Genomic DNA, 26,182 nt, shown 5'->3' on the forward strand with positions numbered 1-26,182 from the left:
TGAAAACCTCAGACCTTTCGGAAAGTCCCGGATGTTAGCAAATGCTTGCCGGGGCGTCAGCCGTCAAGTTCGGCGAAGCCCGTCAGAAAATGCGGACCGATATAACGCTCGGGCAACGGAAACTGCTCACGGTACTCGACCTGCACCAGATAGAGCCCGTAGGGATGCGCGGTGACGCCCCCGGTACGACGCACTTTGCTTTCCAGCACGTCACGCGCCCATTCGACCGGACGCTCGCCTGCGCCGATGGTCATCAACACACCCGCGATGTTACGCACCATGTGATGCAGGAACGCGTTGGCGCGCACATCGATGACGATCATCTTGCCGTGCCGGGTCACGCGCAAGTGATGCAGTTGCTTGACCGGCGACTTGGCCTGACATTGCCCGGCACGAAACGCACTGAAATCGTGGGTTCCGACCAGATGCTGCGCGGCCTCGGCCATACGCGTCACGTCGAGCGGACGATGGTTCCAGGTGATTTCCTGCCCCAGATGCGCCGGACGGATCTGATCGTTATAGATCACATAGCGATAACGGCGGGCGATGGCCTTGAAACGCGCATGAAATTCGGCGGGCATCACCCGAGCCCAGGTCACGCTGATATCGTGGGGCAGATTGATGTTGGCACCCATGACCCAGGCTTTCATGGAGCGCTCGGCCTGCGTATCGAAGTGCACCACCTGCCCACAGGCGTGCACACCGGCGTCCGTGCGCCCCGCGCACATGAGCGAGACCGGCGAGTCGGCCACTTTGGACAGGGCATTTTCCAGGGTCTCCTGCACCGTCAGCACGCCGGACGCCTGACGCTGCCAGCCGCAATAGCGCGACCCTTTGTATTCCACGCCCAGCGCGATTCGGGAAAAGCCCTCGGCAGCCATCTCGGCGGCCGGGTTATCTATGTTCGCCAAGGTGTTACAGCCTGTCGGTTTGCGAAAAGTCGGCCATTATACGGCCGCAAAAAAAAGACGCCACACCGGGCGCCAAATGCGGACGGCCGCAAAAGCGGCCGTCCGGGATCAGCATGAATAAACTCAGGCAAGCCGCGAGAGCATGTCACGCGCTTCGCTTTTCTGACCGTCATCACCTTCATTGACGACTTCGTCGAGAATATCCCGCGCCCCGTCGGCATCACCCATGTCGATGTAGGCACGCGCCAGATCCAGCTTGGTCGCGGCCTCATCGGTACCGGCCATGAAATCGAAGTCCGGCTCATCGTCCAGCGCCATGGCGTCTTCTGCGGTGAACCTTGGCTCGTCGAGAGGCGGATGCTCGAGGTTCTGCGAAAGACGGTCCAGCTCGGCATTCACATCGTCGATTTCAGATGCGAAAGCCTGACTGGCCTGGTCCGATTCGATTTCATCAGCCAGCGACAGGTCAAAGTCTTCCGGCAGTTCCAGATCGTCACTGACCGGCGGCGTCTCCAGCGGTGCAGCGTCGACAACTGGCTCGACAGGATCGTCGCCGAGGCCAAGCAGGAAATCATCCTCGTTCTTGAGCACCGGATCCTCTTCTGTGAGGTCCAGATCGAAATCAGCCAGGTCGTCAGGTGTCGCTGCCGCACGAGCGGCCTCCTGCTCGCGCATGATCGATTCGAAGCTCAGCTCTTCATCATCAGGCGCAGCGGAAACGGCCGGCTCGTCCAGCAACAGATCGTCAGGATCGGTCACAGTCGGCAGCGCTTGCGCTGCAGGCTCGTCGAACTCGTCCAGGCTCAGATCGAAATCATGATCGAACTCTTCGGAGGCGACGGGTGGCTCTTCTACCACCGGAGACTCGACCTCGGACGCCACAAGAGGCTCAGGCTCCGGCTCAAGAATTGGTTCCGGCTCTGGCTCTGGCTCTGCAGAATCGTCGGCCAGCAGTTCTTCGACATACTTGGCATCCAGCTCCGCAGCCAGGGCTGCTGCTGTGGCGGCGCCTGCTGCCACTGCCACAGGAGCGACCACCGATGCCGGCTCAGCGACGACCGGCGCCACAGGAGTTTGGGTCGAGTGTGAATCTTTTAGCTGCTCGCCCTCAGCTTCAAGCTTTCCCGAGGCCACCAGTTTACGCTCGTGCGCAGCGTAGGCCTTGTTGTTGCCCTGTTCAGCGTAGATTTCCATCAGCTTGAGGCGGATGTCATCACGCTCGGGCTCGTTCTTCACCGACTCCTCGAGCAGCTCGACTGCCTGATTCATACGTCCGTAAGCAATGTGAATCTCAGCCTGCACCAGAGGGTCGGCCGGTCGTTCGCGCGCAGCTGTTGCCGCTGCGGCAGCGGGACCTGCGCCCATGCGTACGTTAGGCGACACGACATCAAGGCCGTCAAAACTGGCAGGCGGTGCGTTCATGTCCATGTCGGATACGAATTGCGACTCTTCAGCCAGTGCGCGAGCCATGCGGCGGTGCTTCTCGGCTTCGGCCTTGGCAGCACGGCGGCGCGCCATGAACAGCAGGATCAGCGCCAGAATCAGCAGCACCGCACCACCGATCAACCCCAGCAATACCGGGTTGTCGAGAATCTTCTGCAGGGTGTCCTCTTCTTCCGGAGCCGCGACCGGCTCGACGGCGAGTGGCTGTTCAGCGGCTGGAGTCGCCACCTGCGCAGCGCCCGCTGGCAAAGCATCTTCAGGCGCAATCTCGCCCGCTGGTTTGACCGGTGCGCCATTGGCATCGACCAGCGAAGCCGGCACGGCTGCGTTGGCTGGACTGGCAGGATCGGCTGGCGTAGCGGCAGGCGGCGGCACGGCTGCACCGGCGGCCTGCATCTTGGCCAACTGACCGTTCTTGAGTTCAACCAGACGCTGCAGCTTGTCCAGTTGGCTCTGCAGGTCGTTCATGCGGCTTTTCAGCTCGGCATTGTCGCGACGCGTGGTGTCCAGCGCTTCCTGAGCCACTGCAAGCTTGTTGCTCAGATCGCTGTCGCCTGCGGCGCCTTTGGCGGCCGGCTTGCCGCTGGCCGAAACCAGGCTGAGGTTATCGGCGGTATCCACCTTGGAAGGTGCTGCACCGGCGCGATCACGGCGAGTGGCGTCCACCTGACGCGGCCCGGCCGGGAGGCGGCGGCCTTCACGCCATGCGCTGTACTGGCGGGAGACCTCGGCAACGGCCTGAGGCTGCGGCAAGGCCGTGGTCTGCTGAGGTGTCGGCAGACGCAGGACCTGACCTTTCTTCAATCGATTGATGTTGCCGCCCATGAATGCATCAGGGTTGAGCGCCTGAATCGCGAGCATGGTCTGTTGCACGGTTCCGCCGGTACGAACCTTCGCAGCGATTTCCCACAAGGTGTCGTTGTTGGCAGTGACGTACTGGGACTGCTTGTCGGCAGCCGGAGGTGGCAGGGTCGAGCCCTGCGTCGCAGCGGGTTGTGCAGGCTGCTCGGCAGGTGTCGCCTCAGCCGATGGCGCAACGCTTGGCAGTTGAGCAGGCGCTCCGGTTTCTGCTGCGGGGGCAGCGGGAGCAGCAGGCGCGGGCGCGGCTGCAGCGGCGGCCGCCTCTGGCGAAAACTTCGGCGGATCCAGCAGCAGGCTGTATTCGCGCAGCAAACGTCCGTTCGGCCACAGCACCTGAACCAGGAATTTTACATAGGGCTCCCGGACCGGCTTGCTGGACGTGATACGCAGGACACTCTTGCCATTGGCATTGATGACCGGCGTAAAACTCAGATCATTGAGAAACGCCTGGCGCGTGATACCCGCCTGGGCGAAGTCAGCCGTCGTTGCAAGACTCGGTACAACCTGCGCGGCATTGACGCCCTGCGCATCGGTCAACTCGATCTCGGCTACCAATGGCTGGTTCAGGGTCGACTTGACAGACAATTCCCCGAGCCCCAACGCCTGCGCCATCCCTGATGACAGCGCCGAAGCCGCAGCGATCGCTAATACCAGTTTACGAACCTGAACCATAGCCCATCCCTTGTTTAAAGATTCTCCGGCATCCGGAGAGGTAGTCCTGCGTTGGGTGTAAGGCGTATCGCCGCTAGAACAATTATTCAAAGTGTTGCCAAGTATCTTTTACACATAGTCTTTTATCAACAATTCGCCAACCTGCACAGCGTTGAGCGCTGCACCTTTGCGAACATTGTCCGAGGTTATCCACAGCTCAAGTTGCTCCGGGTCGTCTATTCCTGTCCGAACGCGTCCTACGTAAACCACGTCCTGACCGACCGCATCGCCAACGGGTGTCGGGTAATCACCGGCATCGACCAACTCAATGCCTTCGGCAGATTCGAGCGCCGCATTCACAGCAGCGAGATCGATCGGCGCGGCGGCCTGAATCGACACAGTAAAGCTGTCGCCAAAGAAAACCGGGATTTGAATGCAACTGGCAGCCACTTTCAACGAAGGCAGCGCCAACAATTCACGCACTTCCGCGACCAGACGTCGTTCCAGCGCGAGGTGCCCTGCTTCATCCGGCTTGCCGACCTGGGCCAGAACGTTGAACGCCATCTGCCGATCAAAGAATCGCGTTTCCAGAGGACGGACGTTCAACAGCTCAGTGGTCTGGCGCGCCAGCTCGGTCACCCCTTCACGGCCTTGAGTGGAGACAGCCAGACAGGCTGTTACCGCAACATGACGCAGATCGAACAATTGGCGCAGAGGCGCCAGTGCCAGCGCAACCGCAGTGGCCGAAGCGCTCGGGCTTGATATCAGGCGCGGCGCAGCGTGGGCAGGCGCCAGCAGTTGGCCATTGATTTCAGGGACAACACTGGGTGCCTGCGCGGCGGAAAACACGCCTGACAGATCGATGACGGCGCATCCGGCGGCCACCGCCTTCTCGGCGTGGCTGCGACTGACCGCAGGGCCGGCGGCGAAGAACGCCATCCTGACCTTGCCGAAGTCGAACTCATCGACTTCGCGCACGCGCACGTTTTTGCCGCGGAAAGGCACTGAGTGCCCTGCCGATTCGATGCTGGCCAGCAGGTGCAGATCACCGACCGGAAAATCGCGTTCTTCCAGAATCTGGACGATGGTTTCGCCGACAGTACCGGTCGCGCCTACAACGGCGATATCAATGGACTGACTCATGCAAAAACCTCAGGAAAATCGGGGAGCGGCACTTTAACCGCCGAACTGCCGACAGGCAATTGAGCCTGTCGAATACCGGGCCGTCTCAGGGCTCAAGGCCGATCCTGAAGAACACGCCATGGCTCCACACGCCCAACCAGCGCTGACCGTCGATCTCTTCGACGACTGCCAGCTCTACCAACTGGTAAAACACATTGCGATGAATCAGCGCTTCGAGGTTGGTCCGCACGTGAACATAAGGTGCGGGCTCCTGAGTCAGGGGATCGATGACAACGCGCAAGGGATGTTCGGCACTCGCCTCAACCTCGTCCTCGACGTTGGTCACGAAGCGCAATATCTGGCTGACACCCTCGCCGACCACCGCAAGTGTGACCGCAACGAACGGTGCGTCATCGACCTTGATGCCGACCCTTTCGACCGGCGTGACCAGAACATAATCGTCGCCATCACGGCGCAGGATGGTGGAGAACAACCGCACCATCGGTTTACGACCGATGGGGGTGCCCTGGTAATACCAGGTGCCATCCCGGGCGATACGCATATCGATGTCGCCACAGAACGGCGGATTCCATAGATGCACAGGCGGCAACCCCTTGGTTTTCGGGATCTGCGCAAACAGATCGCCCGCCTTGCCTGAATCGGTCATGCCTTACTCCTAACGCGCGATACCCAACAAGGTACGAGCGTAGTCCTCAAGTGGCGGACCTAGCAAATCTTCGGGACTTGTATCGTAAAGCGTCAGCAATCCGCCGCGACTGCGAATCCGCGCGCTGTCTATCAGGTAACGGGTGCTGGTTTCGATCAACATGAGCTGAATGACACCCGAGTCGACGCCCAGGCGATCCACCGCTTCCTGATCGGACCACTGGTCACCGTTGCCGATGCGGTCGTCAGCCTTGGCGAAGCGGGTGTAGAGCAGATAATGCGCACCGGCACTGCGTGCCTCGATCATGGCTTCGTCCAGACCCAGCGGCGCAGGGGCGCGACGAACCATCGGGAAGTACTCGACGAAGCCTTTGAACGCTTCTTCGGCGACTACGTTGGGGCGTGGATAGGCTCGGCCGGGCGGCACGAAGGCACCTTGGGCGATATAGATGAACGAGTCGGGCTGCACGCGCCAGTTGGCGATACGGCGGGTCTCGCTGTGATCGAGCAGCCCCGCATCGCTGAACTGTTCTCGAACACCCTCACCCATATCACTGACTTTCATGCAGCCGCCCAACGCCAAAAACGTCAGCAGCAAAACCAGGCTACGCATCATCCCCTCCAAATACCGGTGACGGAAAACCGGCGAATGGTCGTCGGATGCAGCTTCCGCGCCATGTCCGCAAGAAGGTGTGAAGAGTCTTGAAAGGCGGCACATGAAGTGCCGCCAGAGCGATCAGGAGACAGCCGGATCCGGCTTCGTTTCAGGAGGGGTATCGCCATCACGCTTGCGCTTGTTGCCCATGCGCACACCGATGTCCATCAGGAAGTGAAAGAAGCCTTCCTGATCTTCCAGCACGTTGCTCCAGAACGGCGAGTGATACAGCGCGACGGCGCCATGCACCAGCGCCCAGGCGGCACAGTAGTGGTAATACGGCGGGACGTCTTCCAGCTTGCCTTCGGTGATGCGGCCCTTGATCAGCAGCGTCAGGTGTTCGAAGTTGGAGGCGCGGATCTTGTGCAGTTCCTCGACCAGCTCAGGGACCTGATTGCCCTTGACCACCTTTTCCTCAAGACGGTCGAACAGGCGATAGCGCTGCGGGTCGCGCATGCGGAACTCAAAGTAGGCACGTGAAAGCGCCTCTTTGTCCTTGTCGACATCGGCCGAGTGCAGCAGCTCGTTCAAATCGCGCTCGTAATCGAGCATCAGGCGCAGATAGATTTCCGCCTTGGATTTGAAATGCTTGTAGATCGTGCCTTTGCCGATGCCGACGGCGTCCGCGATCATCTCGACCGTGACGCTGTCTTCGCCCTGCTCAAGGAACAGTTTTAGCGCGGTGTCGAGAATTTCCTGCTCACGGCGGCGAAACTCACGGACCTTACGAGGTTCTTTCTGCATAGGAAGGTCTGATTGGGATCGAAATCGAAGCCGCGTATTATGCCCAATTGCCGACAAATTGCACGGATCATCCGACCATATCGCCGTATATGAGCGAATCCATGCCTTCATCGGGCATTTGGTGATCGGTGCCGGAGACGTTTGACTCCCACCCTGCGGGGGTTTGGTACTGACGGAGGGGGCTGAGTGGTTTTTGAGTGCTCAAGAACCGGTTTGGTATTCCAAAACTGTTTAAAAAACGACCAATTCAAGCTGGACGCGCCGCGATACTGGTCAATAATTAAACCGTTGGCGCGTCATATCCCCCAAGTGACCCGCCAGTAAAGGCGCCAAAGGACAGCGTGCCTTTGTTTTACTCCTAATGGTCTTAACCCGGCTTCACCCCCCCAGAATCCGGGTTTTTTTTGCCTGCGATTTACCCGTCGATCCGGAGCAGACGATTCAGCGGGACACGTGCGCCAGCGGAAACAGACGGGTGAAGTTTTCAGTGGTCTGCTCGGCGAAACGCTCGTAGGACTCGCCCCGCAGCATCGCCAGAAATTCAGCCACTTCTCGCACATACTGCGGCAGGTTCGGCTTGCCCCGGTAAGGAATCGGCGCCAGATAGGGCGAATCGGTCTCGACCAGCAGGCGGTCGGCAGGCACCTGACGCGCCACGTCACGCAGAGCATCCGCATTGCGGAACGTCACGATGCCGGACAGCGAAATGTAGAAACCCAGGTCCAGCGCGGCCTTGGCCATGTCCCAGTCTTCGGTGAAGCAATGCAGCACACCAGCCTGCGGCAATGCAGCCTCGCGCAGCAGGTCGAGCGTGTCGGCGCGCGCGCCTCGGGTGTGCACAATGACAGGCTTGCCGGTCGTGGCCGCCGCCTGAAGATGCAGACGGAACGATGCCTGCTGCAGTTCGGCCGCTTCGGGTTCGTAGTGGTAATCGAGACCGGTTTCGCCGATCGCTACCACGCGAGGGTGGTCCAGCTCGCTCAGCAGCCAGTCCAGCGCGGGCGCCTCGCCCGGCTTGAGGTCGAGCGGATGGATACCGACCGAGCAGTCGACATCGTCGTAGCGCTCAGCCAGCGCCTTTACGGCACCGGCATTCTCGGCACTGACCCCGATACACAGAAAGTGGCCGACGCCCCTGCCCCGCGCAGCCGCCAGGGCTGCGTCGAGCGAACCCTCGTGCTGGGTCAGGTCAAGGCGATCAAGGTGGCAATGGGAATCTACAAGCATGGGCAAGAGGACAACTACATCGTATGGGTGGGACGGTCGGACTTCAGAGCACCGACCAGATAGGTTTCGATCAGGTTGCGGGCGGTATTGTCGCCGTCATTGAACTGCACGCCGACACCGGCTGCGCGATTGCCCTGTGCGCCCTTGGGCGTGATCCAGGCAACACGGCCAGTGACCGGCACCTTCTCCGCCTGATCCATCAGATTGAGCAGCATGAACACTTCATCACCCAGCTTGTAGCTTTTGCCGGTCGGAATGAACAGACCGCCGTTCCTGATGAATGGCATGTAGGCGGCATAGAGAACGGCCTTGTCCTTGATGGTCAGGGACAGAATGCCGTTACGCGGGCCTGTGTTGGGCGGCAGGTTCATGACAATACCTCAACGGTTGATGAGCGCAGTCTACGCCTGTCCAGGCAGGCCTGCCCACTGGACCAGCAATGCTTCGAGCAACAGCACGCGATTGAGGTTGGCCTTGGACATGACTTTCTGCCGCTGCGCCAGCACCCAGTCCTGAATGTCCAGCACTTTGCCACGCGGCGATTTCTGCGCCAGGTATTGCACCACCTTTCGCATGTCGCCCAGCCCCAGACCTTCTTCATCCTGAGTCAGCTGGTAGCGCAGAATCAGATGCGACCAGTCACAGAACCAGTCGAACAGCAGCAATAACGGTATGTCTTTCCAGCCTTCGGCCAATTGGGTCGGCGATTGCTGTTGCTTGAGCAGCTTCTTGACGCCGTCCACCACCAGTGCGCGTTGTTCGCGAACGCCCTGGGCCTGGAGCGTGACAGCAGCCAGCGGCGAGCCGGCGGCCAGGGTCAGCAACTCCAGACGCTCCTGTTCGGAGCTGTCAGGCAACGCGTTGCTCAACCATGCCAGACTGGTCTGCTCATCCGGCAACGGACAGGCCTGCTGCACGCAGCGACTCTTGACCGTTGGCAACAGGCGGCTGGACTGGTGACTGACCAACAGCAGCACGGTATTGCCGGACGGCTCCTCAAGGCTTTTCAACAGGGCGTTGGCAGCATTGATGTTCATTGCCTCGACCGGCTCGATGAGCACGACCTTGCGGCCGCCCATCTGCGAGGTCTGCACAACGAAGCTGACCAGATCGCGAACCTGATCCACCTTGATCGGCTTGTCGGCCTCTTCAGGCTCCAGCACGTAGTTGTCGGGATGGCTGCCAGCAGCCAGCAGCAGACAGGATTTGCAGGTTCCGCAGGCATTGAGTCCGTCCAGCCGCTGACACAGCAGACTGGCCATCAAACGCTCGGCGAGCGCCCGCTTGCCGATACCGGCAGGACCATGCAGCAGGTAGGCATGCGCATGCTGAGCGCGCCCCGCCATCTGCTGCCACAGTGCCTGCTGCCACGGATAGGCTTCAGCCACGTTGCAACTCCAGCAGTTGCGGCAACAAGGCATCCAGAGAGCGCTGCACGTCGGTCAGTGTCTGCGCGGCATCCACCAGCCGGTAACGCGAAGGCTCGGCGGCGGCACGGGCCAGATAGGTGCTGCGCACGGCATCGAAAAACGCACGGCCTTCCTGCTCGAAGCGATCCAGACGGCCCCGCGCTGCGGCACGCGACAGGCCGACTTCCACCGGCAGGTCGAACACCAGCGTCAGATCCGGACGCAGATCACCCTGAACGAACTGCTCCAGCGCCGCGATACGCTCATGGGACAAGCCTCGCCCGCCGCCCTGATAGGCATAGGTCGCATCGGTGAATCGATCACACAGAACCACTTCACCGCGCGCCAGCGCCGGACGAATCACTTCGGCCAGGTGTTGCGCACGAGCTGCGAACACCAGCAGCAGCTCGGTATCAGCACACATGGCTTCGTCACTGGGTGCAAGTAATAGCTCACGAATACGCTCGGCCAGCGGCGTGCCGCCGGGCTCGCGGGTCAACAGTACCTGGACGCCCTGAGCGCGAAGCTGCGCTGCCAAGTATTCACGATTGGTACTTTTGCCAGCCCCTTCAGGGCCTTCGAGGGTGATGAACAGGCCGGTCACAGGCAATCCTTAGTCATATTCATTGCGAAGCAGGCTCGCCCTGCGGGGCGTCCGGGCCATCCCCGGATACAGGCTCGGAAGCGTTCGAATCAGGCTCGGGCGAGGCGCTGGGGGCTGGCGCCGACACCGGTGCAGGGCTGGATCGATAATCCGCGCGTCGTTTGATCTGGTATTCACGCACCGCGGCGTTGTGAGCATCCAGATCATTGGAAAATACATGGCTGCCGTCACCCTTGGCCACGAAGTACAGGCTGTCGCCTGATACCGGATTGAGCGCGGCATGAATCGCTTCGCGCCCTACCAGCGAAATGGGCGTTGGCGGCATCCCGGCAATCACGTAGGTATTGTAGGGCGTGGCCTGCTTGAGGTCGGCCCGGGTCAGTTTGCCGTTGTAACGCTCGCCCATGCCGTAGATCACGGTCGGATCGGTCTGCAACTGCATGCCCAGCTTCAGGCGGCGTACGAATACGCCGGCAATCTGCCCGCGCTCCTGAGGCACACCGGTTTCCTTCTCGACCAGCGACGCCATGATCAGCGCCTGATACGGATCGGCATAGGGCGCGTCGGCCGCTCTCGCTGCCCATTCCTCGTCCAGTACCTCTTCCAGACGGGCATAGGCCTGCTTGAGCACTTCGGCATCGGTCATGCCGCGAACATAGCGGTAGGTGTCCGGAAAGAAGCGCCCTTCGGGAAATACGTCCGGATGGCCGATTTTCGTCATCAGTTCGGCATCGCTGAGGCCCGCCAGCGTCTGATCAAGCTTGGCCTGTTTGGCCAGCGCCGCGCGGACCTGCCGGAAATTCCAGCCTTCGACCAGCGTCAGGCTGTATTGCACCACTTCCTTGCGCTTCCAGACGCCGAACAATGCATCGACGTCCATCCCCGGCACCATGCGGTATTCGCCACTGTGCAGCGCCTGACCGGACAGATTGAGGCGCCAGTACAAACGCAGCCAGAAGGCATCCTTGATGACGCCCTCGGTCTGCAGGCGATTGAGAACGCCGGTGGGTGTCGAACCGGCCGGCACGTCCAACAGTTGTTCCTGAGTAATCTCAAGAGGCTGGTGCAGCGCCTGATACTGCTGCCAGAACGCGAAACCCAGCGCCAGGCCTGCCAGGACGAGTGCGGTTTCAAGCAACACCAATATTTTTCGGATCACGTATCAGATATCCAGAAGGCTGCAAGCGATGCCTTGCAGTTTACGGGTGAGCGGGCCAACCGGCCAGCCAAGGTGTTCAAAGGCGCGGACCGGCCAGATGCCATAGACGCTGTTGCACAGAAAGACTTCGTCCGCCTGCGCAAGATCGGATGCGCTCAGATCCCGGATATCGACATCGATACCCAGCATTGGTGCCTGATCCAGTAATTCGGCACGCATCACGCCGGCCACGCCGCACCGGGTCAGGTCCGCAGTCAACAGGCGTCCCTTCGAAACCAGAAACACATTGCTGTACACGCCTTCGATCAAACGACCCGAGGTATCGCACATCAACCCTTCGGCATGCTCGCTGTCCTGCCACTCCGAACGTGCGAGTACCTGCTCCAGACGATTCAGGTGCTTGAGACCCGCCAACAACGGCTGTTCAGCCAGACGGGTCTTGCAGGGAAACAGGCGTACGCCCTGCTCGGCATGGGATGCCGGGTACAAGGGTGAAGGACCACCCTGCAGGATTCGACGCGAGCGAGAGTCCGGAGCGGGACCATACCCGCGCTGGCTGTCGCCACGGGTCAGGATGAGCTTCATTACGCCCTCGCCAAGCTGGGCAGCGAAGCGGGTCATCTCGGAACGAACCAGCGCCTGATCGATCGGAATCGACAGGCGCTGACAAGCTGTTTCAAGGCGCTGCAAATGGCGTTCGAACAGCAGCGGTTGCCCTGATTTCACTGCGACGGTTTCAAAAACCCCGTCGCCGTAGGCCAGCCCCCTGTCCTTGAGGGACACAGAGTCGGCCAGGCAGCCGTCGATCCAGCTGAGCATTACTCGGTGAACCGGCGGAACACCAGCGAGCCATTGGTGCCGCCAAACCCGAAGGAGTTCGACAGAACGACGTCGATCGGCATCCGACGTGCTTCATGAGGCACGAAGTCCAGATCACAGCCTTCGCTCGGCTCGTCCAGGTTGATGGTCGGCGGCGCGACCTGATCAACCAGCGCCAGCACACTGAAGATGGCTTCGACAGCACCGGCAGCACCCAGAAGGTGGCCTGTCATCGACTTGGTGGAGCTGACCGCAAGCTTGTAGGCATGGTCGCCGAACACACTCTTGATCGCAGACGCTTCGGCCAGGTCACCAGCAGGCGTCGAGGTACCATGGGCGTTGATGTACTGCACTTGCTCGGGGTTGACCTTGGCGTCGCGCAAGGCATTGACCACGCAGCGTGCAGCACCGGCGCCGTCGTCCGGCGGTGAAGTCATGTGGAACGCATCACCGCTCATGCCGAAACCGACCAGCTCGGCGTAGATGGTTGCGCCACGTGCCTTGGCGTGCTCGAGCTCTTCGAGAACCATCGCACCGGCACCGTCGGACAGAACGAAGCCATCACGGCCCTTGTCCCACGGACGACTGGCACGGGCCGGATCGTCATTGCGGGTCGACAGCGCACGCGCCGCACCGAAGCCGCCCAGACCAAGACCACAGGCTGCCATTTCGGCGCCACCTGCAATCATGACGTCAGCTTCGTCGTAGGCAATGTTGCGTGCCGCCATGCCAATGCAGTGAGTCGCCGTGGTGCAGGCGGTCGCGATGGCGTAATTGGGTCCCTGTGCGCCCAGATGGATGGACAGGAAACCGGAAATCATGTTGATGATCGAGCCCGGTACAAAAAACGGGGAAATCCGCCCCGGCCCCTGATCGTGCAGCAGACGACTGCTGTTCTCGATGTTGGTCAGACCACCGATCCCCGAACCCATGGCAACGCCGATGCGCTCGCGATTTGCGTCGGTGACTTCAAGACCCGCATTGCGCACAGCCTGAAAGCTGGCCGCAAGTCCGTACTGAATGAAGAGATCGAGCCGGCGCGCCTCTTTGGGTGCCAGGTATTCTTCCACGTTGAATCCCTTGACCGAACCGCCGAAACGGGTGGTGAAGGCAGACAGATCCGTGTGCTCGATAAGGCCAATGCCACTGCGGCCCGCCAGAATGCCTTGCCAACTGCTGGGCACATCATTACCCAGTGGCGTGAGCATGCCCATCCCGGTGACCACGACGCGTCTACGCGACACAGGACTCTCCTTCTCTCTTGTTAACGGAACATCACAACGTTTTTTAAAGAAAAAACCGCACGCCGTTTAAAGCAGTGCGGTTTTCCCGTGCAGCAAGCAGCGATTACGAATCTTAAGCCTGGTGGCTGTTGACGTAATCGATAGCAGCTTGAACGGTAGTGATCTTTTCCGCTTCTTCGTCAGGGATTTCGGTCTCGAATTCCTCTTCCAGAGCCATTACCAGCTCAACGGTGTCCAGGGAGTCAGCGCCCAGGTCTTCAACGAAAGAAGCAGTGTTGACAACCTCTTCTTCCTTGACGCCAAGTTGCTCGGCAACGATTTTCTTGACGCGCTCTTCGATGGTGCTCATACCTAGTTTTAACTCCTAGTGGAAATATTCAGGCATCTGGCCAGAGGGTAAGTGTATAGAAGAGGTTTTACGTTTTTCAAGCGTAACGCTCTCCGCCTTTGCCCCATCGCCCTTCTGCCCATTTATAGATTGCAGCTTTATAACGGATTTTAGACAGATCTTATGACATTTTTTTGAAACAGATCGTCACATTCAGCTCATGTACATGCCGCCGTTGACCGGGATTGTCGCCCCGGTCACGTAGCCTGCGCCCTCGGAAGCGAGGAAAGACACCACATTGGCGATTTCCTGCGCCTGTCCCAGACGGCCCAGAGGAATCTGGGTCAGCAACGCTTCACGCTGTGCTTCAGGCAATTCACGCGTCATGTCGGTATCAATGAAACCTGGCGCCACCGAGTTCACGGTCACTGCACGCGAACCCACTTCACGGGCAAGAGCACGGCTGAAACCTTCCAGCCCTGCCTTCGCGGAAGCATAGTTTACTTGACCGGCGTTGCCCATGGCACCCACTACGGAGCCGATGCTGATGATACGGCCCCAGCGAGCCTTGGTCATACCGCGCAAAACACCCTTGGAAAGCCGGAACAGGCTGTTCAGGTTGGTATTGACCACGTCGTACCATTCGTCATCTTTCATGCGCATCATCAGATTGTCACGTGTGATGCCAGCGTTATTGACGAGGATCAACGGTGCGCCAACGCGCGCCTGAATGGTCGACAGCACGGAATCGACGGATTCGGCGCTGCACACATCCAGCATCAGGCCGAAACCTTCGATGCCGGCTTCCTTGAATGCCGCGCTGATACGCTCGGCACCGGACTCGGACGTCGCGGTACCCACGACCACAGCACCATTGCGGCCCAATTCCAGGGCGATAGCTTGACCAATACCACGACTGGCACCGGTCACCAGTGCAACTTTACCTTGCAGGCTCATGCAGGCTTCTCCTAATCAGACCAGTGCCGCACGCGCGGCGGCAAAGGTGTCTGGGGTATCCAGGTTGTAAGTAGTCACGCCCTCGGCGCAACGCTTGTTCAGACCGGCAAGCACCTTGCCCGGCCCACATTCCACCAGCTGGGTAGCCCCACGGCTTGCCAGACACTGGATGGATTCCACCCAGCGCACAGGCTTGTACAACTGTTCGAGCAGGTCGCGCTTGAGCGTCGCCAGATCACTGACTGCGCTGGCGCTGACATTCTGCACCAGAGCGATTTCCGGCGCCTGCCACTCGATGGCTTCAACGGATTCGGCGAAACGCTCGGCAGCCGGGCGCATCAGCTCGCAGTGCGAAGGAACGCTGACCGGCAATGGCAGAGCGCGCTTGGCACCCCGCGCCTTGCACAGCTCCATCGCACGCTTGACGGCCTCGGCAGAACCGGCGATGACCACCTGACCCGGCGAGTTGAAGTTCACTGCGCTGACCACTTCACCCTGAGCCGCTTCGGCACAGGCAGCGATGACATCGGCGTCGTCCAGACCCAGAATTGCGGCCATGCCGCCCTGACCGGCCGGAACGGCTTCCTGCATCAACTGACCACGGCGCTCGACGAGTCTGACCGCGTCTTCCAGGCTCAGGCTCTGCGCAGCGACCAGAGCGCTGTATTCACCCAGGCTGTGACCTGCAACAAATGCAGGAACAGCGCCGCCTTCAGCCAGCCAGACATGCCACAGCGCAACCGAGGCGGTCAGGATGGCAGGCTGGGTCTTGTCAGTCTGATTGAGAAATTCGGCAGGACCGCTCTGGGTCAGCGCCCACAGGTCATAGCCCAGCGCCTCGGACGCCTGTTCAAAAGTATCGAGGATCAACGGATGCTCAGCAGCCTGCTCGGCAAGCATGCCCAGCGATTGCGATCCTTGACCCGGAAATACGAATGCGAGGGATGCAGACATTTAACAAGCCTCTGAAGTGCTGTAGCTGAAATAGGCATTCGGACGAACCGAACACGTGTATTCAAACATGGGTGTTCAAATTTACCCGACTGCCGGTTTGGATGACCGAGCAGTCGGATGCGTCACATTTTCACGACTGGCCGTTCTGCAGCATCGCTTCGAGCCGCCCGCGTAGGCGCTCCGGCTGATTCTCCCGAGTCTCGATCAACGCGCGCTGAATCGCACTCTGGAAGCCTTGAACGCTTGCCGAGCCGTGACTTTTCACAACGATACCCTGCAGACCCAGCAGACTGGCGCCATTATGGCGGGCCGGTGCCAGATCAGCCTGCAGACGCTTCAACATCGGCAACGCCAGACCGCCTACCGCACGGGTCAACAGATTGCGCTTGAACAGCATCTCGATCCGGGCGGCGATCATTGCCGCCAGGCCTTCGCTGGACTTGAGCAGGACATTTCCGACAAAACCGTCGCACACCACCACATCAGCCTCGCCCCGGTACAAGCCGTCACCTTCCACATAGCCGATGTAATTGAGACCCGGCGCCGCCTGCAGCAGGGCTGCCGCCTGCTTGACCTGCTGATTGCCCTTGATGTCTTCGGTGCCGACATTCAGCAACGCCACTTTCGGTCTTGCGACCCCCAGCGTCTCGGCCATCACGGAGCCCATGACCGCGAACTGATACAGCGCCTCGGCACTGCAATCGACGTTGGCGCCCAGATCCAGCAACTGACAATAGCCTGTGCGTGTCGGGATGGCGGCAATCATCGCCGGGCGGTCAATACCCGGCAACGTCTTGAGCACGAAACGTGACAGCGCCATCAGGGCTCCCGTATTGCCCGCACTGACGCATGCCTGGGCCTTGCCACTGGCGACCAGCTCAAGCGCAACACGCATCGACGAGTCAGGTTTGCCACGCAGTGCCTGTGACGGACGCTCGTCCATCGCAACGACTTCGCTGGCATTGACGATTTGCAGGCGCGAGCGATCTACACCGGAATGGCGGGCAATCAGTTCTTCAATAAGGGGTGTTTGGCCGACAAGGGCCAGATGAAGCGAGGGCGAAGCAGTCAGGCACGCGAGGCTTGCCTGAACAATGTTGCGGGGACCGAAGTCCCCGCCCATTGCGTCGATCGCAATGATCGGAGCGGACAAGAAATTACTCGTCAGCGCCCTTGTCGATCACTTTACGACCACGGTATACGCCTTCTGGCGATACGTGGTGACGCAGGTGAATTTCACCAGTGGTCTTTTCTACCGACAGAGTGCTTGCCTCAAGAGCGTCGTGCGAACGACGCATGTCACGGGCAGAGCGGGATTTTTTGTTCTGCTGAACAGCCATAATTGATTAACTCCTAAACGTTTGGGTCACGCTTTAACTGCGCCAATACACTGAACGGGTTGGACCGTGTCACCTCGTCCACGCTCGGTTCGGGCTCATCGAGACCCGCCGGTTGCTGGCATTCTTCCGGATGATGAGCAGGCACGATGGGCAAGGCGAGCAAAAGCTCCTCCTCGATCAGTGCCAGCAGATCCAAAGGATCTTCGCCCAGTTCCAGCACGTCATAACCTTTCGGTAACGACTGGGTATTCGCACCCTCCTTCACCACAGCGTAACTGCACTCGCTGTGGATCGGCAGGGTGACCAGCTCAAGACAACGCTGGCAAACCATCTTGACCGAGACGTCTATCGCACTGTGGATAACCACCGAACGGCGTTCGTCACGCTCGAAAATGAATTTGGCCTGCACCGTACCGACATTGTCGGCAAGCGGGTCGCAGAGTCTCTCCAAATCGGCCAGCAGCACTTCACCCTGAAGGGTAGTGCCGCGATCAGCCAATTTGCGCGGGTCAACGTGAGGTGGAATCGGGTCATTCAACATAGGCGCAGCATTCTAGGGATGCCCCCCTGGCATGTCAAAGGAAATTCAGGTCTGTTCGCATCTCTTATGGATCATTAGAATCTGCGCTCAGTTCAAGGAGAATCGCATGCCTTCCCTGCTTCTAGCTTCCAGCTCGGTCTACCGTCGCGAACTGCTGGCCCGACTGCGCCTGCCGTTCACCTGCAAATCACCCGATGTCGACGAAAGCAGACGCCCCGGCGAACCCGGTCTGGAGCTCGTACTGCGCCTTGCACAGAAGAAGGCGCAGGCGCTTGCCAGCGAACATTGCGACCATCTGATCATAGGTTCGGATCAGGTAGCCGTGCTCGGCGACCGGATACTCGGCAAGCCCCACACGTTCGAAGGCGCGCTGGAACAACTGTCGGCGGCCAGCGGCAAACGCGTGACCTTCCTGACCGGCCTGGCCCTGCTCAACAGCCGGACCGGCGTCTGCCAGGTGGACTGCGTTCCCTTTACCGTGCACATGCGCGACCTCGACACCGCAAGCATCGAGCGCTACCTGCACGCAGAGCAGCCTTTCGATTGCGCAGGCAGCTTCAAGGCCGAGGGCCTGGGCGTGAGCCTGTTCCGCAGCACCGAAGGCACTGACGCCACCAGCCTGATCGGCCTGCCGCTGATCCGTCTGGTGGACATGCTAATAAAGGAAGGGATCTCCATCCCCTGACCCACCATGAAAAAACCCGACAGCTGTCGGGTCTTTTCATATCCGGCGTGCGCTCAACGCAGTGTCGGACCATTGAAGCCCGCCAGCATCGCAAGCCGCTCGGCAATGCTGGTGCCAAGCTTTTTGGAGAAACGGTCAAAAGGCGACTCTTCAACGGTGTAATCGACCATATCCTTCTCGCCGATCACCTCACGCGCCACATAAGCCGCGCTGCCCAGACCGTCCACCAGACCCAGCGGAACCGCCTGCTCGCCGGTCCAGACCAGCCCGGAGAACAACTCCGGGTGATCCTTGTCCTTCAGGCGCTCGCCACGACCCTGCTTGACGCTGGCAATGAACTGCCGGTGCGTCGTATCCAGCACGCCCTGCCAGAACTGCGTTTCGTCCGCTTTCTGCGGCTGGAACGGATCAAGGAAGGCCTTGTGCTCGCCGGACGTGTAGGTCCGACGATCGACACCCAGCTTTTCCATCACGCCTACGAAGCCGAAACCGGCTGCCGTGACACCAATGGAACCCACAAGACTGGCCTTGTCGGCGTAGATCTGATCGGCAGCACTGGCGATGTAATAGGCACCCGAGGCACCCAGATCACTGATCACGGCATAGACCTTGATGTCAGGCTTCTGCGCGCGCAGGCGACGAATCTCGTCGTACACATAACCGGACTGCACCGGACTGCCGCCGGGGCTGTTGATATTCAGGATGACACCCTTGGTCTTGGCATCCTCGAACGCAGCACGCAACCCGGTAATGATGTTGTCGGCGCTGGCAGGCTCCTTGTCGGCGATCATGCCCTGCACATCGACCACAGCCGTGTGACTGGCGCGCCGTGATGCACCACCACTCAGGTCCAGCATCGGAACGATCAGCACTGTAAACAGCACCACAAAGGTCAGCAGCTTGAAAAAGATCCCCCAGCGACGCGCACGCCGCTGCTCCTGGACACTGGCCAGCAAGGTTTTTTCCAGCAACTTCCAGCTTTTCGCCTCTTCCCTGTCTTCAACAGGCCCATCCGCCCTCTGGGAGGCAGGCGCTTTCCATTCGTCAGACATGCTCAACTTGCTCCGGAACGATGATTAAACGCTGCGCCGATTCAACCAGGGGCGCAGTTCGGAAAAATGCTCGATGGCCAGACGAGGCTCATACGCAAGCAGGGAGTCGAGCGATTGCGCGCCATACCCCACGGCCACCGAATCCATACCCGCGTTACGCGCCATCTGCAGATCGAAGGACGAATCCCCGATCATCAGCGAGCGCTCGGGCGCAACATCACAATGCGCCATGATCTCGTGCAGCATCAACGGATCGGGCTTGCTTGCCGTTTCGTCGGCAGCCCGGGTGATATCGAAAAAATCCAGCCAGGCATTGGCCTTCAATACGCGATCCAGCCCGCGACGCGCCTTGCCCGTGGCAACCGCGAGACGGTAACCCTCGCCGCGAAACGCCTGAATGGACTCCGACACACCCTCGAACAATCGAGACGGCACGTTATCCATTGCCATATAACAGTCGGCGTAGCGTTGGCGGAAGTCGATCAGGTCGTTTGCCGTGATCGACGGATAGAGCGTACGGATTGCCTCGGGCAAACCCAGACCGATGATGCCCTTGATCGACTCATCATCGCGCCCTTCCATGCCGCCACCGATCGCGGCAGTCCGCATGGACTCAACAATGCGTCCAATTGAATCTGCCAGCGTGCCATCCCAGTCGAAAATCAGCAGATCATAGTGGCGCACTCAAACGCTCCACTGTCTTGGCCCACATCTCGTCTACCGGCGCCTGCAAGGTAAGCTTGTCGCCGTCCGGCATCGGCACGGTCAGCATGTAAGCGTGCAGAAACAGACGCTTGCCACCCAGATCACGGATTTCACGGCTAAAATCCTCGTCGCCGTACTTGGTATCACCGGCAATCGCATGCCCGGCATGCAGCGTGTGAACACGAATCTGGTGGGTACGGCCGGTTACCGGCTTGGCCTCGACCATCGTGGCGAAATCACCAAAGCGACGCAGCACCTTGAAAATCGTCAGCGCCTCCTTGCCTTCTTCGTTGACCTCGACCATCCGCTCGCCGGAACGCAGATTGCTCTTGAGCAACGGTGCACGGACCTGCTTGATGGACGTTGCCCAGTTACCACGCACCAGCGCCATGTAGCGCTTGTCCACGCCGTCGCCGCGCAGAGCCTCGTGCAGGTGACGCAACATGCTGCGCTTCTTGGCGATCATCAGCAGACCGGAGGTGTCGCGATCCAGACGGTGGACCAGCTCAAGCTCCTTGGCGTCCGGACGCAACTGGCGGAACGCTTCGATGACACCGAAGCTCAGACCACTGCCGCCATGCACGGCAATACCGGCCGGCTTGTTGAGCACGATGAGCGCCTTGTCTTCGTAGACAATGGCCGCTTCCAGACGCTGCAACAACGCCTGCGCAACAGGCACGGGCTCGTCGCGCTCAGGCACGCGCACGGGGGGAATGCGGACGATATCTCCTGCCTGCAACTTGTACTCGGGCTTGATCCGCCCCTTGTTCACACGCACTTCGCCTTTGCGCAAAATGCGGTAAATCAAGGTCTTGGGCACACCCTTGAGATAAGTGATCAGAAAATTATCGATGCGTTGACCGGCAAGTTCCGGCGCAACCTCTACCAGCTGAACGCCGGGGGTTGGAGGGGCAATATTTGTCATGGCGCAAATCATAACAATTTTTTATGGATTTGAAGCACTTAATGATTGCTGCTATAGTCGCGAACGCCGCCAAAAGCGGCCGGACAGCGGACAAACGGTTGACAGCCGACCCTGACCAACGCAATTCAAGAGGACGTGAGGCCGTCCTACGGGGCTTTCGGTGACAACGCAGCATGCTGGAAACGTAACAAGCGCGGGTGACATGAGGCCGGAAACACGCCAGATCGCTGAGCAGACAGCTCGCCTTCAGTGCGAATAATTCACGGCCAGTTCACAAGGTGCAGTCGCTTCCAGACGCTACGAGCGAATGCTTCGGGAACAACGCCTAAAGCCATGATGCGCGACCTTCCCTATCGAAGATCGCGGTAAATGCCAACCCGCTGCGGATTCTGCGCGCGGCAGCACCCGAATTATCAGGGATACGTGTAGGGTGGAGACGCACAACCATCGGACTGTGTAGCAAAAGGCTTGTTCTAGACGCTTCATCTCGTCCGCTACCGATGGTCGATTCCTCCTCCTGACAAAGCTTTTGCTGAAAGGGTGTCCTAGGTCACCACAGCAAGCAGGAAACGTCGTCGCGACGCCCCGCCCCATTCCGGGCAGGAAAATCGCTAGACACTGGAGTGTCCAACCACTCTTGACGTGCCCTGACACCGACCGTGAGAAGTCGTGTGTGCCGAACGCCGTTTCCGGCAGCCCGGAAACCGACGGTACTACATGAAAAGAATGCTGATTAACGCGACTCAACCCGAAGAGTTGCGTGTTGCACTGGTAGACGGCCAGCGCCTCTACGACCTGGACATCGAGTCAGGTGCACGCGAGCAGAAGAAGGCCAACATCTATAAAGGCCGGATCACTCGTATCGAACCCAGCCTCGAGGCTGCCTTTGTCGATTTCGGCTCTGAGCGCCACGGCTTCCTGCCCCTCAAGGAAATCTCCCGCGAGTACTTCAAGAAAGCCCCTGAAGGCCGCGTCAACATCAAGGACGTCCTGAGCGAAGGCCAGGAAGTCATCGTTCAGGTCGAGAAAGAAGAGCGTGGCAACAAGGGCGCAGCCCTGACCACCTTCATCAGCCTGGCGGGCCGTTATCTGGTCCTGATGCCGAACAACCCGCGTGCCGGTGGCATTTCGCGCCGTATCGAAGGCGAAGAGCGCAACGAACTGCGTGAAGCACTCAACGGTCTGATCGCTCCTGCCGACATGGGCCTGATCGTTCGTACCGCAGGTCTGGGTCGCAGCAGCGAAGAGATGCAGTGGGACCTCGACTACCTGTTGCAGTTGTGGACCGCCATCAAGGAAGCGTCCCTGGATCGCTCCGCGCCGTTCCTGATCTATCAGGAAAGCAACGTCATCATCCGCGCCATCCGCGACTACCTGCGCCAGGACATCGGTGAAGTCCTCATCGACAGCGTCGAAGCCCAGGAAGAAGCCCTGACCTTCATCCGTCAGGTGATGCCGCAGTACGCCAGCAAGATCAAGCTGTACGAAGACAGCGTTCCGCTGTTCAACCGTTTCCAGATCGAAAGCCAGATCGAGACCGCTTTCCAGCGCGTCGTCGAACTGCCTTCCGGCGGCTCCATCGTCATCGATCCGACCGAAGCCCTGGTGTCCATCGACATCAACTCGGCGCGCGCCACCAAAGGCAGCGACATCGAAGAAACCGCGCTGCAGACCAACCTCGAAGCGGCTGAAGAAATCGCCCGTCAGTTGCGCCTGCGTGACATCGGCGGCCTGATCGTCATCGACTTCATCGACATGACCCCGGCCAAGAACCAGCGCGCCGTGGAAGAGAAGGTCCGTGAAAGCCTGGAAGCCGACCGTGCCCGCGTTCAGGTCGGTCGTATCTCGCGTTTCGGCCTGTTGGAAATGTCCCGTCAGCGCCTGCGTCCATCGCTTGGCGAAAGCAGCGGCATCGTCTGCCCGCGCTGCAACGGCACCGGCATCATCCGTGATGTCGAGTCGCTGTCGCTGGCCATCCTGCGCCTGATCGAAGAAGAAGCCCTGAAAGACCGTACTGCCGAAGTACGCGCCCAGGTGCCGATCCCGGTCGCAGCGTTCCTGCTCAACGAGAAGCGCAACTCGATCACCAAGATCGAACTGCGTACCCGCGCCCGCATCATCATTCTGCCGAACGATCACCTCGAAACGCCGCACTTCGAAGTTCAGCGTCTGCGTGATGACAGCCCGGAAGCCCACAACAACCAGTCCAGCTACGAGATCGCTGCTGCCGCTGCCGAAGTGGAAGAAATCGCTCCGCTGGCTGCCGCGACCCGCACCCTGGTTCGCCAGGAAGCAGCCGTCAAGACCGCTCCAGCCCGGGCCAACGCCCCGGTTCCTGTGGAAGCCGTTGCCGCAGCGCCAGCGCCTGCCCTTCCAGAGCCAAGCCTGTTCAAGGGTCTGGTGAAATCTCTGGTCAGCCTGTTCGCAACCAAGGAAGAGCCAGCCGCACCGGTAGTGGTCGAAAAACCGGCTGCAACCGAGCGCCCTGCCCGCAACGAAGAGCGTCGTAACGGCCGTCAGCAGAGCCGTGGCCGCAACAATCGTCGCGACGAAGAGCGCAAGCCTCGTGAAGAACGCGCTCCACGTGAAGAGCGCGCAGAACGCGCCCCTCGCGAAGAGCGTGCTCCTCGTGAAGAACGTGCCCCACGCGAAGAACGTGCCCCACGCGAAGAACGCGCACCTCGTGAAGAGCGCGCCCCACGCGAAGCCCGTGATGACGCAGCACCGACTACGACCGCCCGCGAAGAGCGTCCGGCCCGCACCTCCCGTGAGCGCAAGCCTCGTGAAGGTCGTGAAGAGCGTCCGGTCCGCGAACTGCGTGAGCCGCTGGATGCGGCACCGGCCGTCAACATAGCCCGTGAAGAGCGCCCTGAACGCGCCCCACGTGAAGAACGCCAGCCTCGTGCACCGCGTGAAGAGCGTCAGCCACGTACCGAGCAGGCCGTTGTCGAGGCCAGCGAAGAAGAAGTGCTGCTGAACGAAGAACAGGCTCACGATGACAGCCAGGACAGCAACGAAGGCGAACGCCCTCGTCGCCGCTCCCGTGGTCAGCGTCGCCGCAGCAACCGTCGTGAGCGTCAGCGTGATGCCAACGGCAATGTGATCGAAGGCTCGGAAGAGAACGGCAACGAAGAAGAGCAAGGCTCCGATGCCGCTGCCGACCTGGCCGTTACTGCTGCTGCCGTTGCAGGCACGGTGATGAGCGCTCCTGCCGAGGCTCAGGCCCACGAGCAGGCCGAACGTGCCAACAGCACTGTTGAGGCACCTGTGGCTGACGCTGCAGAGCCAGCACCTGCTGTCGAAACGACAATTGCTGAAACGACAACTGTAGAAACAACCGCTGTTGAAGCCCCGACCGAGCAAGCGCCGGTAGCCGCAGAGCCGACCGTTGAGCAGCCTGCTGTTGAAGCGCCAGTTGCCGACGAAACACCGAAGGCCGAAGCAGCGCCTGAAGTCGAGGTTCAACCGACAGTGACCGAAGTGCCAGCCATCGCTGCGCAGACCGAACTGTTCGAAGCCCCTCATGCAGAGCGCGTCGTACCGTTCACGCCAACGCCTGAGCCAACACCAGAGCCACAAGCTCCGGTCGAAGCCAAGGCCCAGGAAGAAGTGCCAGCCACTGAATCCTCGGAGCTACCTACACCTGCACCCGCTCCTGTTGCAGAGCCTGCGTTCGTGAAGGAAGAGCCTGCCCCTTACTTCGCACCACAGGCACCGGCTGTTGAAGAAGCACCGGCCGTGCAGGAAGCTCAGGAACCAGCAGCGGTTGAAGCACCGGCCCTGCCGGTCAGCAGCACGGGTCGTGCGCCGAACGATCCTCGTGAAGTTCGTCGCCGCAAGCGCGAAGAAGAAGCCCGCCGTCAGAAGGAAGCCGAACAGGCTGCTTCTGCTGCACCGGTTGCCTCAGAGCCTGCACCTGTTGTCGCTGAAGCAGAATCGGTCCAGCCTGCGCTGAACACCGAGGAACATGCCGAGCAGCAACATGCCGAGAAAGAAACCGAGCCTAAACCGCTCGTTTAAACCCGGCCCATGAAAAAGCCCTGCCTGTGTAAACAGGCAGGGCTTTTTTACGCCTGCGATTTGAGTGGATTAACGACGGGCCTGATCACCTGCTGACTTCAGGAACGAAGCTCAGTACAGATTCGGCTCCATCTCCAGCTCGACATTGAACCGCTCTGCAATGTCAGCCTGAATGCGACGTGCCAGACTCAACAGCTGCAGACCAGTTGCCTGTCCGTAATTGACCAGCACCAGCGACTGAAGCGCATGCACGCCCGCATCGCCGTCACGAAAGCCCTTCCACCCTGCCTGCTCGATCAACCAGCCGGCTGCCAGCTTCACTCGGGTATCGGCCTGTGGGTAACCGACCACGCCCGGATGCTCATGCCTGATCGCAGCGAAGGATTCGGCGGACACAACCGGGTTCTTGAAGAAACTGCCTGCGTTGCCTAACACCGCAGGGTCCGGCAGTTTTTCACTGCGAATCGAACAGATCGCCCGGCTGACATCAAAAGGCGTCGGCTGCTTCACACCCATCTCGTCCAGACGTTGACGAACCGGACCGTATTCCAGATGCAGTTTCGATTCCCACGTGAGCCTGAAGCGCACACGCAGGATCAGCCAGCGACCTACTTCATGCTTGAACACGCTGTCGCGATAATCGAATGCACAGTCTTCCAGCGAGAACTCACGTAGCTCGCCAGTTTCCCGGTCCAGCGCAGTCAGACCATGAAACACGTCCTTGATCTCGACGCCGTAGGCTCCGATGTTCTGCATCGGCGCTGCGCCAACCGTACCCGGAATCAGACTCAGATTTTCAAGCCCGGAAAGCCCCATCTTCAAACTGGCCTGGACGAAGGGATGCCACGGTTCGCCCGCCTCCGCCTCGACAATGGCTTCAGCGCAGTCCTCACGCACGATACGAATGCCGCGACTGGCCATGCGCAATACCAATGCAGGAATGTCACCGCTGAGCAGCAGGTTACTGCCACCACCAACGACCAGCAGCGGCACGTCGTGCTCGGCCGAATAGGCAAGGGCCTCCCGTACATCATCGTCGCTGTGCGCCTCGGCAAAGAGTTTTGCCTGAACATCAACGCCAAAGGTGTTGAAGGGCTTGAGCGAAACGGCTGACTGCACTTGCAGGGTCATTGGACCGCTTTCCCGAACGACTGGAGAAC

Annotated in this window: 25 protein-coding genes; 2 read left to right on the top strand and 23 right to left on the bottom strand. The window is 60.1% G+C overall.

Annotation, left to right across the window (positions count from 1 at the left end):
- Positions 1–56 precede the first annotated feature (56 nt).
- The 19 genes from truA to CFBP1590_RS18960 form a co-directional block, all read right to left on the bottom strand.
- Complete coding sequence (gene truA, locus CFBP1590_RS18870) at positions 57–881, bottom strand: tRNA pseudouridine(38-40) synthase TruA (RefSeq protein WP_032664147.1); 825 nt, start codon at positions 879–881, stop codon at positions 57–59.
- Positions 882–1,034: 153 nt separating this feature from the next.
- Positions 1,035–3,887: a motility hub landmark protein FimV gene (locus CFBP1590_RS18875; RefSeq protein WP_088235724.1), complete on the bottom strand. Its 2,853-nt coding sequence runs from the start codon at positions 3,885–3,887 to the stop codon at positions 1,035–1,037.
- Between the two features lie 108 nt (positions 3,888–3,995).
- Entirely contained in the window at positions 3,996–5,009 is a 1,014-nt protein-coding gene (locus CFBP1590_RS18880; protein ID WP_088235725.1) for an aspartate-semialdehyde dehydrogenase, read from the bottom strand.
- Positions 5,010–5,094: 85 nt separating this feature from the next.
- The gene (locus CFBP1590_RS18885; protein ID WP_004884558.1) at positions 5,095–5,655 is read right to left on the bottom strand and encodes a DUF1285 domain-containing protein; all 561 of its coding nucleotides are present in this window, start codon (positions 5,653–5,655) and stop codon (positions 5,095–5,097) included.
- Between the two features lie 9 nt (positions 5,656–5,664).
- Positions 5,665–6,267 (bottom strand): DUF4823 domain-containing protein, encoded by a 603-nt coding sequence (locus CFBP1590_RS18890; RefSeq protein WP_004884561.1) that lies wholly within the window; start codon positions 6,265–6,267, stop codon positions 5,665–5,667.
- A gap of 123 nt (positions 6,268–6,390) precedes the next feature.
- Positions 6,391–7,053, bottom strand: a complete 663-nt coding sequence (locus CFBP1590_RS18895) for a TetR/AcrR family transcriptional regulator (protein ID WP_004884565.1) — start codon at positions 7,051–7,053, stop codon at positions 6,391–6,393.
- A gap of 441 nt (positions 7,054–7,494) precedes the next feature.
- Positions 7,495–8,280 carry a TatD family hydrolase gene (locus tag CFBP1590_RS18900; RefSeq protein WP_088235726.1) on the bottom strand — a complete coding sequence of 262 codons (786 nt, stop codon included), beginning with the start codon at positions 8,278–8,280 and terminating at the stop codon, positions 7,495–7,497.
- A 14-nt stretch (positions 8,281–8,294) separates the two neighbouring features.
- Positions 8,295–8,651 carry a PilZ domain-containing protein gene (locus tag CFBP1590_RS18905; protein WP_004884570.1) on the bottom strand — a complete coding sequence of 119 codons (357 nt, stop codon included), beginning with the start codon at positions 8,649–8,651 and terminating at the stop codon, positions 8,295–8,297.
- A 30-nt stretch (positions 8,652–8,681) separates the two neighbouring features.
- Positions 8,682–9,668 carry a DNA polymerase III subunit delta' gene (locus CFBP1590_RS18910; protein ID WP_088235727.1) on the bottom strand — a complete coding sequence of 329 codons (987 nt, stop codon included), beginning with the start codon at positions 9,666–9,668 and terminating at the stop codon, positions 8,682–8,684.
- Positions 9,661–10,293, bottom strand: coding sequence for a dTMP kinase (gene tmk / locus CFBP1590_RS18915; protein ID WP_004884572.1), 633 nt, complete (start codon positions 10,291–10,293; stop codon positions 9,661–9,663). The genes CFBP1590_RS18910 and tmk overlap by 8 nt, the downstream gene beginning before the upstream one ends.
- A gap of 19 nt (positions 10,294–10,312) precedes the next feature.
- Positions 10,313–11,452, bottom strand: a complete 1,140-nt coding sequence (mltG, locus tag CFBP1590_RS18920) for an endolytic transglycosylase MltG (RefSeq protein WP_058431505.1) — start codon at positions 11,450–11,452, stop codon at positions 10,313–10,315.
- 3 nt (positions 11,453–11,455) lie between these two features.
- Entirely contained in the window at positions 11,456–12,271 is an 816-nt protein-coding gene (pabC, locus tag CFBP1590_RS18925; protein WP_025994101.1) for an aminodeoxychorismate lyase, read from the bottom strand.
- Entirely contained in the window at positions 12,271–13,515 is a 1,245-nt protein-coding gene (fabF, locus tag CFBP1590_RS18930) for a beta-ketoacyl-ACP synthase II (RefSeq protein ID WP_058431504.1), read from the bottom strand. Before fabF ends, pabC begins: the two co-directional genes overlap by 1 nt.
- A 112-nt stretch (positions 13,516–13,627) precedes the next feature.
- Positions 13,628–13,864: an acyl carrier protein gene (acpP, locus tag CFBP1590_RS18935; RefSeq protein ID WP_004884578.1), complete on the bottom strand. Its 237-nt coding sequence runs from the start codon at positions 13,862–13,864 to the stop codon at positions 13,628–13,630.
- Positions 13,865–14,056: 192 nt separating this feature from the next.
- Positions 14,057–14,800, bottom strand: coding sequence for a 3-oxoacyl-ACP reductase FabG (gene fabG, locus CFBP1590_RS18940; RefSeq protein ID WP_004884579.1), 744 nt, complete (start codon positions 14,798–14,800; stop codon positions 14,057–14,059).
- A 15-nt stretch (positions 14,801–14,815) separates the two neighbouring features.
- Positions 14,816–15,754: an ACP S-malonyltransferase gene (fabD, locus tag CFBP1590_RS18945; protein WP_088235728.1), complete on the bottom strand. Its 939-nt coding sequence runs from the start codon at positions 15,752–15,754 to the stop codon at positions 14,816–14,818.
- A gap of 130 nt (positions 15,755–15,884) precedes the next feature.
- Positions 15,885–16,907: a phosphate acyltransferase PlsX gene (gene plsX / locus CFBP1590_RS18950; RefSeq protein ID WP_029241218.1), complete on the bottom strand. Its 1,023-nt coding sequence runs from the start codon at positions 16,905–16,907 to the stop codon at positions 15,885–15,887.
- A gap of 4 nt (positions 16,908–16,911) precedes the next feature.
- Positions 16,912–17,094, bottom strand: coding sequence for a 50S ribosomal protein L32 (gene rpmF / locus CFBP1590_RS18955; protein ID WP_002552688.1), 183 nt, complete (start codon positions 17,092–17,094; stop codon positions 16,912–16,914).
- A gap of 13 nt (positions 17,095–17,107) precedes the next feature.
- A complete protein-coding gene (locus tag CFBP1590_RS18960) occupies positions 17,108–17,635 on the bottom strand; it encodes a YceD family protein (protein WP_004884585.1) in 528 nt (175 codons plus the stop codon).
- 106 nt (positions 17,636–17,741) lie between these two features.
- On the opposite strand from CFBP1590_RS18960, the gene CFBP1590_RS18965 reads away from it, so the two are divergent.
- On the top strand, positions 17,742–18,320 hold the full coding sequence (locus tag CFBP1590_RS18965) for a Maf family protein (protein WP_088235729.1): 579 nt from the start codon (positions 17,742–17,744) through the stop codon (positions 18,318–18,320).
- Between the two features lie 53 nt (positions 18,321–18,373).
- Here CFBP1590_RS18965 and CFBP1590_RS18970 read toward each other — a convergent pair whose 3' ends face one another.
- The 3 genes from CFBP1590_RS18970 to rluC are packed head-to-tail and all read right to left on the bottom strand — an operon-like array spanning position 18,374 to position 21,002.
- Positions 18,374–19,372, bottom strand: a complete 999-nt coding sequence (locus tag CFBP1590_RS18970; RefSeq protein WP_025994096.1) for a S49 family peptidase — start codon at positions 19,370–19,372, stop codon at positions 18,374–18,376.
- Between the two features lie 24 nt (positions 19,373–19,396).
- Positions 19,397–20,056: an HAD-IIIA family hydrolase gene (locus tag CFBP1590_RS18975; protein ID WP_088235730.1), complete on the bottom strand. Its 660-nt coding sequence runs from the start codon at positions 20,054–20,056 to the stop codon at positions 19,397–19,399.
- Entirely contained in the window at positions 20,043–21,002 is a 960-nt protein-coding gene (gene rluC, locus CFBP1590_RS18980) for a 23S rRNA pseudouridine(955/2504/2580) synthase RluC (RefSeq protein WP_004884593.1), read from the bottom strand. The genes CFBP1590_RS18975 and rluC overlap by 14 nt, the downstream gene beginning before the upstream one ends.
- A 726-nt stretch (positions 21,003–21,728) precedes the next feature.
- Here rluC and rne point away from each other — a divergent pair.
- The gene (gene rne / locus CFBP1590_RS18990) at positions 21,729–25,022 is read left to right on the top strand and encodes a ribonuclease E (RefSeq protein WP_191625364.1); all 3,294 of its coding nucleotides are present in this window, start codon (positions 21,729–21,731) and stop codon (positions 25,020–25,022) included.
- 111 nt (positions 25,023–25,133) lie between these two features.
- On the opposite strand, the gene murB is transcribed toward rne, so the two are convergent.
- Positions 25,134–26,153: a UDP-N-acetylmuramate dehydrogenase gene (murB, locus tag CFBP1590_RS18995; RefSeq protein ID WP_088235732.1), complete on the bottom strand. Its 1,020-nt coding sequence runs from the start codon at positions 26,151–26,153 to the stop codon at positions 25,134–25,136.
- Between the last annotated feature and the right edge of the window lie 29 nt (positions 26,154–26,182).

The organism is Pseudomonas viridiflava, assembly GCF_900184295.1.
GTDB lineage: Bacteria > Pseudomonadota > Gammaproteobacteria > Pseudomonadales > Pseudomonadaceae > Aquipseudomonas > Aquipseudomonas viridiflava.

Bases quoted from the DNA above. Each gene is read 5' to 3' on its own strand.
- CFBP1590_RS18895 (WP_004884565.1), bottom strand. From the start codon at position 7,053: ATGCAGAAAGAACCTCGTAAGGTCCGTGAGTTTCGCCGCCGTGAGCAG.
- CFBP1590_RS18900 (WP_088235726.1), bottom strand. From the start codon at position 8,280: ATGCTTGTAGATTCCCATTGCCACCTTGATCGCCTTGACCTGACCCAG.
- fabD (WP_088235728.1), bottom strand. From the start codon at position 15,754: ATGTCTGCATCCCTCGCATTCGTATTTCCGGGTCAAGGATCGCAATCG.
- CFBP1590_RS18880 (WP_088235725.1), bottom strand. From the start codon at position 5,009: ATGAGTCAGTCCATTGATATCGCCGTTGTAGGCGCGACCGGTACTGTC.
- fabG (WP_004884579.1), bottom strand. From the start codon at position 14,800: ATGAGCCTGCAAGGTAAAGTTGCACTGGTGACCGGTGCCAGTCGTGGT.
- rpmF (WP_002552688.1), bottom strand. From the start codon at position 17,094: ATGGCTGTTCAGCAGAACAAAAAATCCCGCTCTGCCCGTGACATGCGT.
- CFBP1590_RS18960 (WP_004884585.1), bottom strand. From the start codon at position 17,635: ATGTTGAATGACCCGATTCCACCTCACGTTGACCCGCGCAAATTGGCT.
- CFBP1590_RS18890 (WP_004884561.1), bottom strand. From the start codon at position 6,267: ATGCGTAGCCTGGTTTTGCTGCTGACGTTTTTGGCGTTGGGCGGCTGC.
- CFBP1590_RS18970 (WP_025994096.1), bottom strand. From the start codon at position 19,372: ATGTCTGACGAATGGAAAGCGCCTGCCTCCCAGAGGGCGGATGGGCCT.
- murB (WP_088235732.1), bottom strand. From the start codon at position 26,153: ATGACCCTGCAAGTGCAGTCAGCCGTTTCGCTCAAGCCCTTCAACACC.
- acpP (WP_004884578.1), bottom strand. From the start codon at position 13,864: ATGAGCACCATCGAAGAGCGCGTCAAGAAAATCGTTGCCGAGCAACTT.
- CFBP1590_RS18875 (WP_088235724.1), bottom strand. From the start codon at position 3,887: ATGGTTCAGGTTCGTAAACTGGTATTAGCGATCGCTGCGGCTTCGGCG.
- CFBP1590_RS18965 (WP_088235729.1), top strand. From the start codon at position 17,742: ATGCCTTCCCTGCTTCTAGCTTCCAGCTCGGTCTACCGTCGCGAACTG.
- rluC (WP_004884593.1), bottom strand. From the start codon at position 21,002: ATGACAAATATTGCCCCTCCAACCCCCGGCGTTCAGCTGGTAGAGGTT.
- rne (WP_191625364.1), top strand. From the start codon at position 21,729: ATGCTGATTAACGCGACTCAACCCGAAGAGTTGCGTGTTGCACTGGTA.
- CFBP1590_RS18885 (WP_004884558.1), bottom strand. From the start codon at position 5,655: ATGACCGATTCAGGCAAGGCGGGCGATCTGTTTGCGCAGATCCCGAAA.
- pabC (WP_025994101.1), bottom strand. From the start codon at position 12,271: ATGCTCAGCTGGATCGACGGCTGCCTGGCCGACTCTGTGTCCCTCAAG.
- truA (WP_032664147.1), bottom strand. From the start codon at position 881: ATGGCTGCCGAGGGCTTTTCCCGAATCGCGCTGGGCGTGGAATACAAA.
- CFBP1590_RS18905 (WP_004884570.1), bottom strand. From the start codon at position 8,651: ATGAACCTGCCGCCCAACACAGGCCCGCGTAACGGCATTCTGTCCCTG.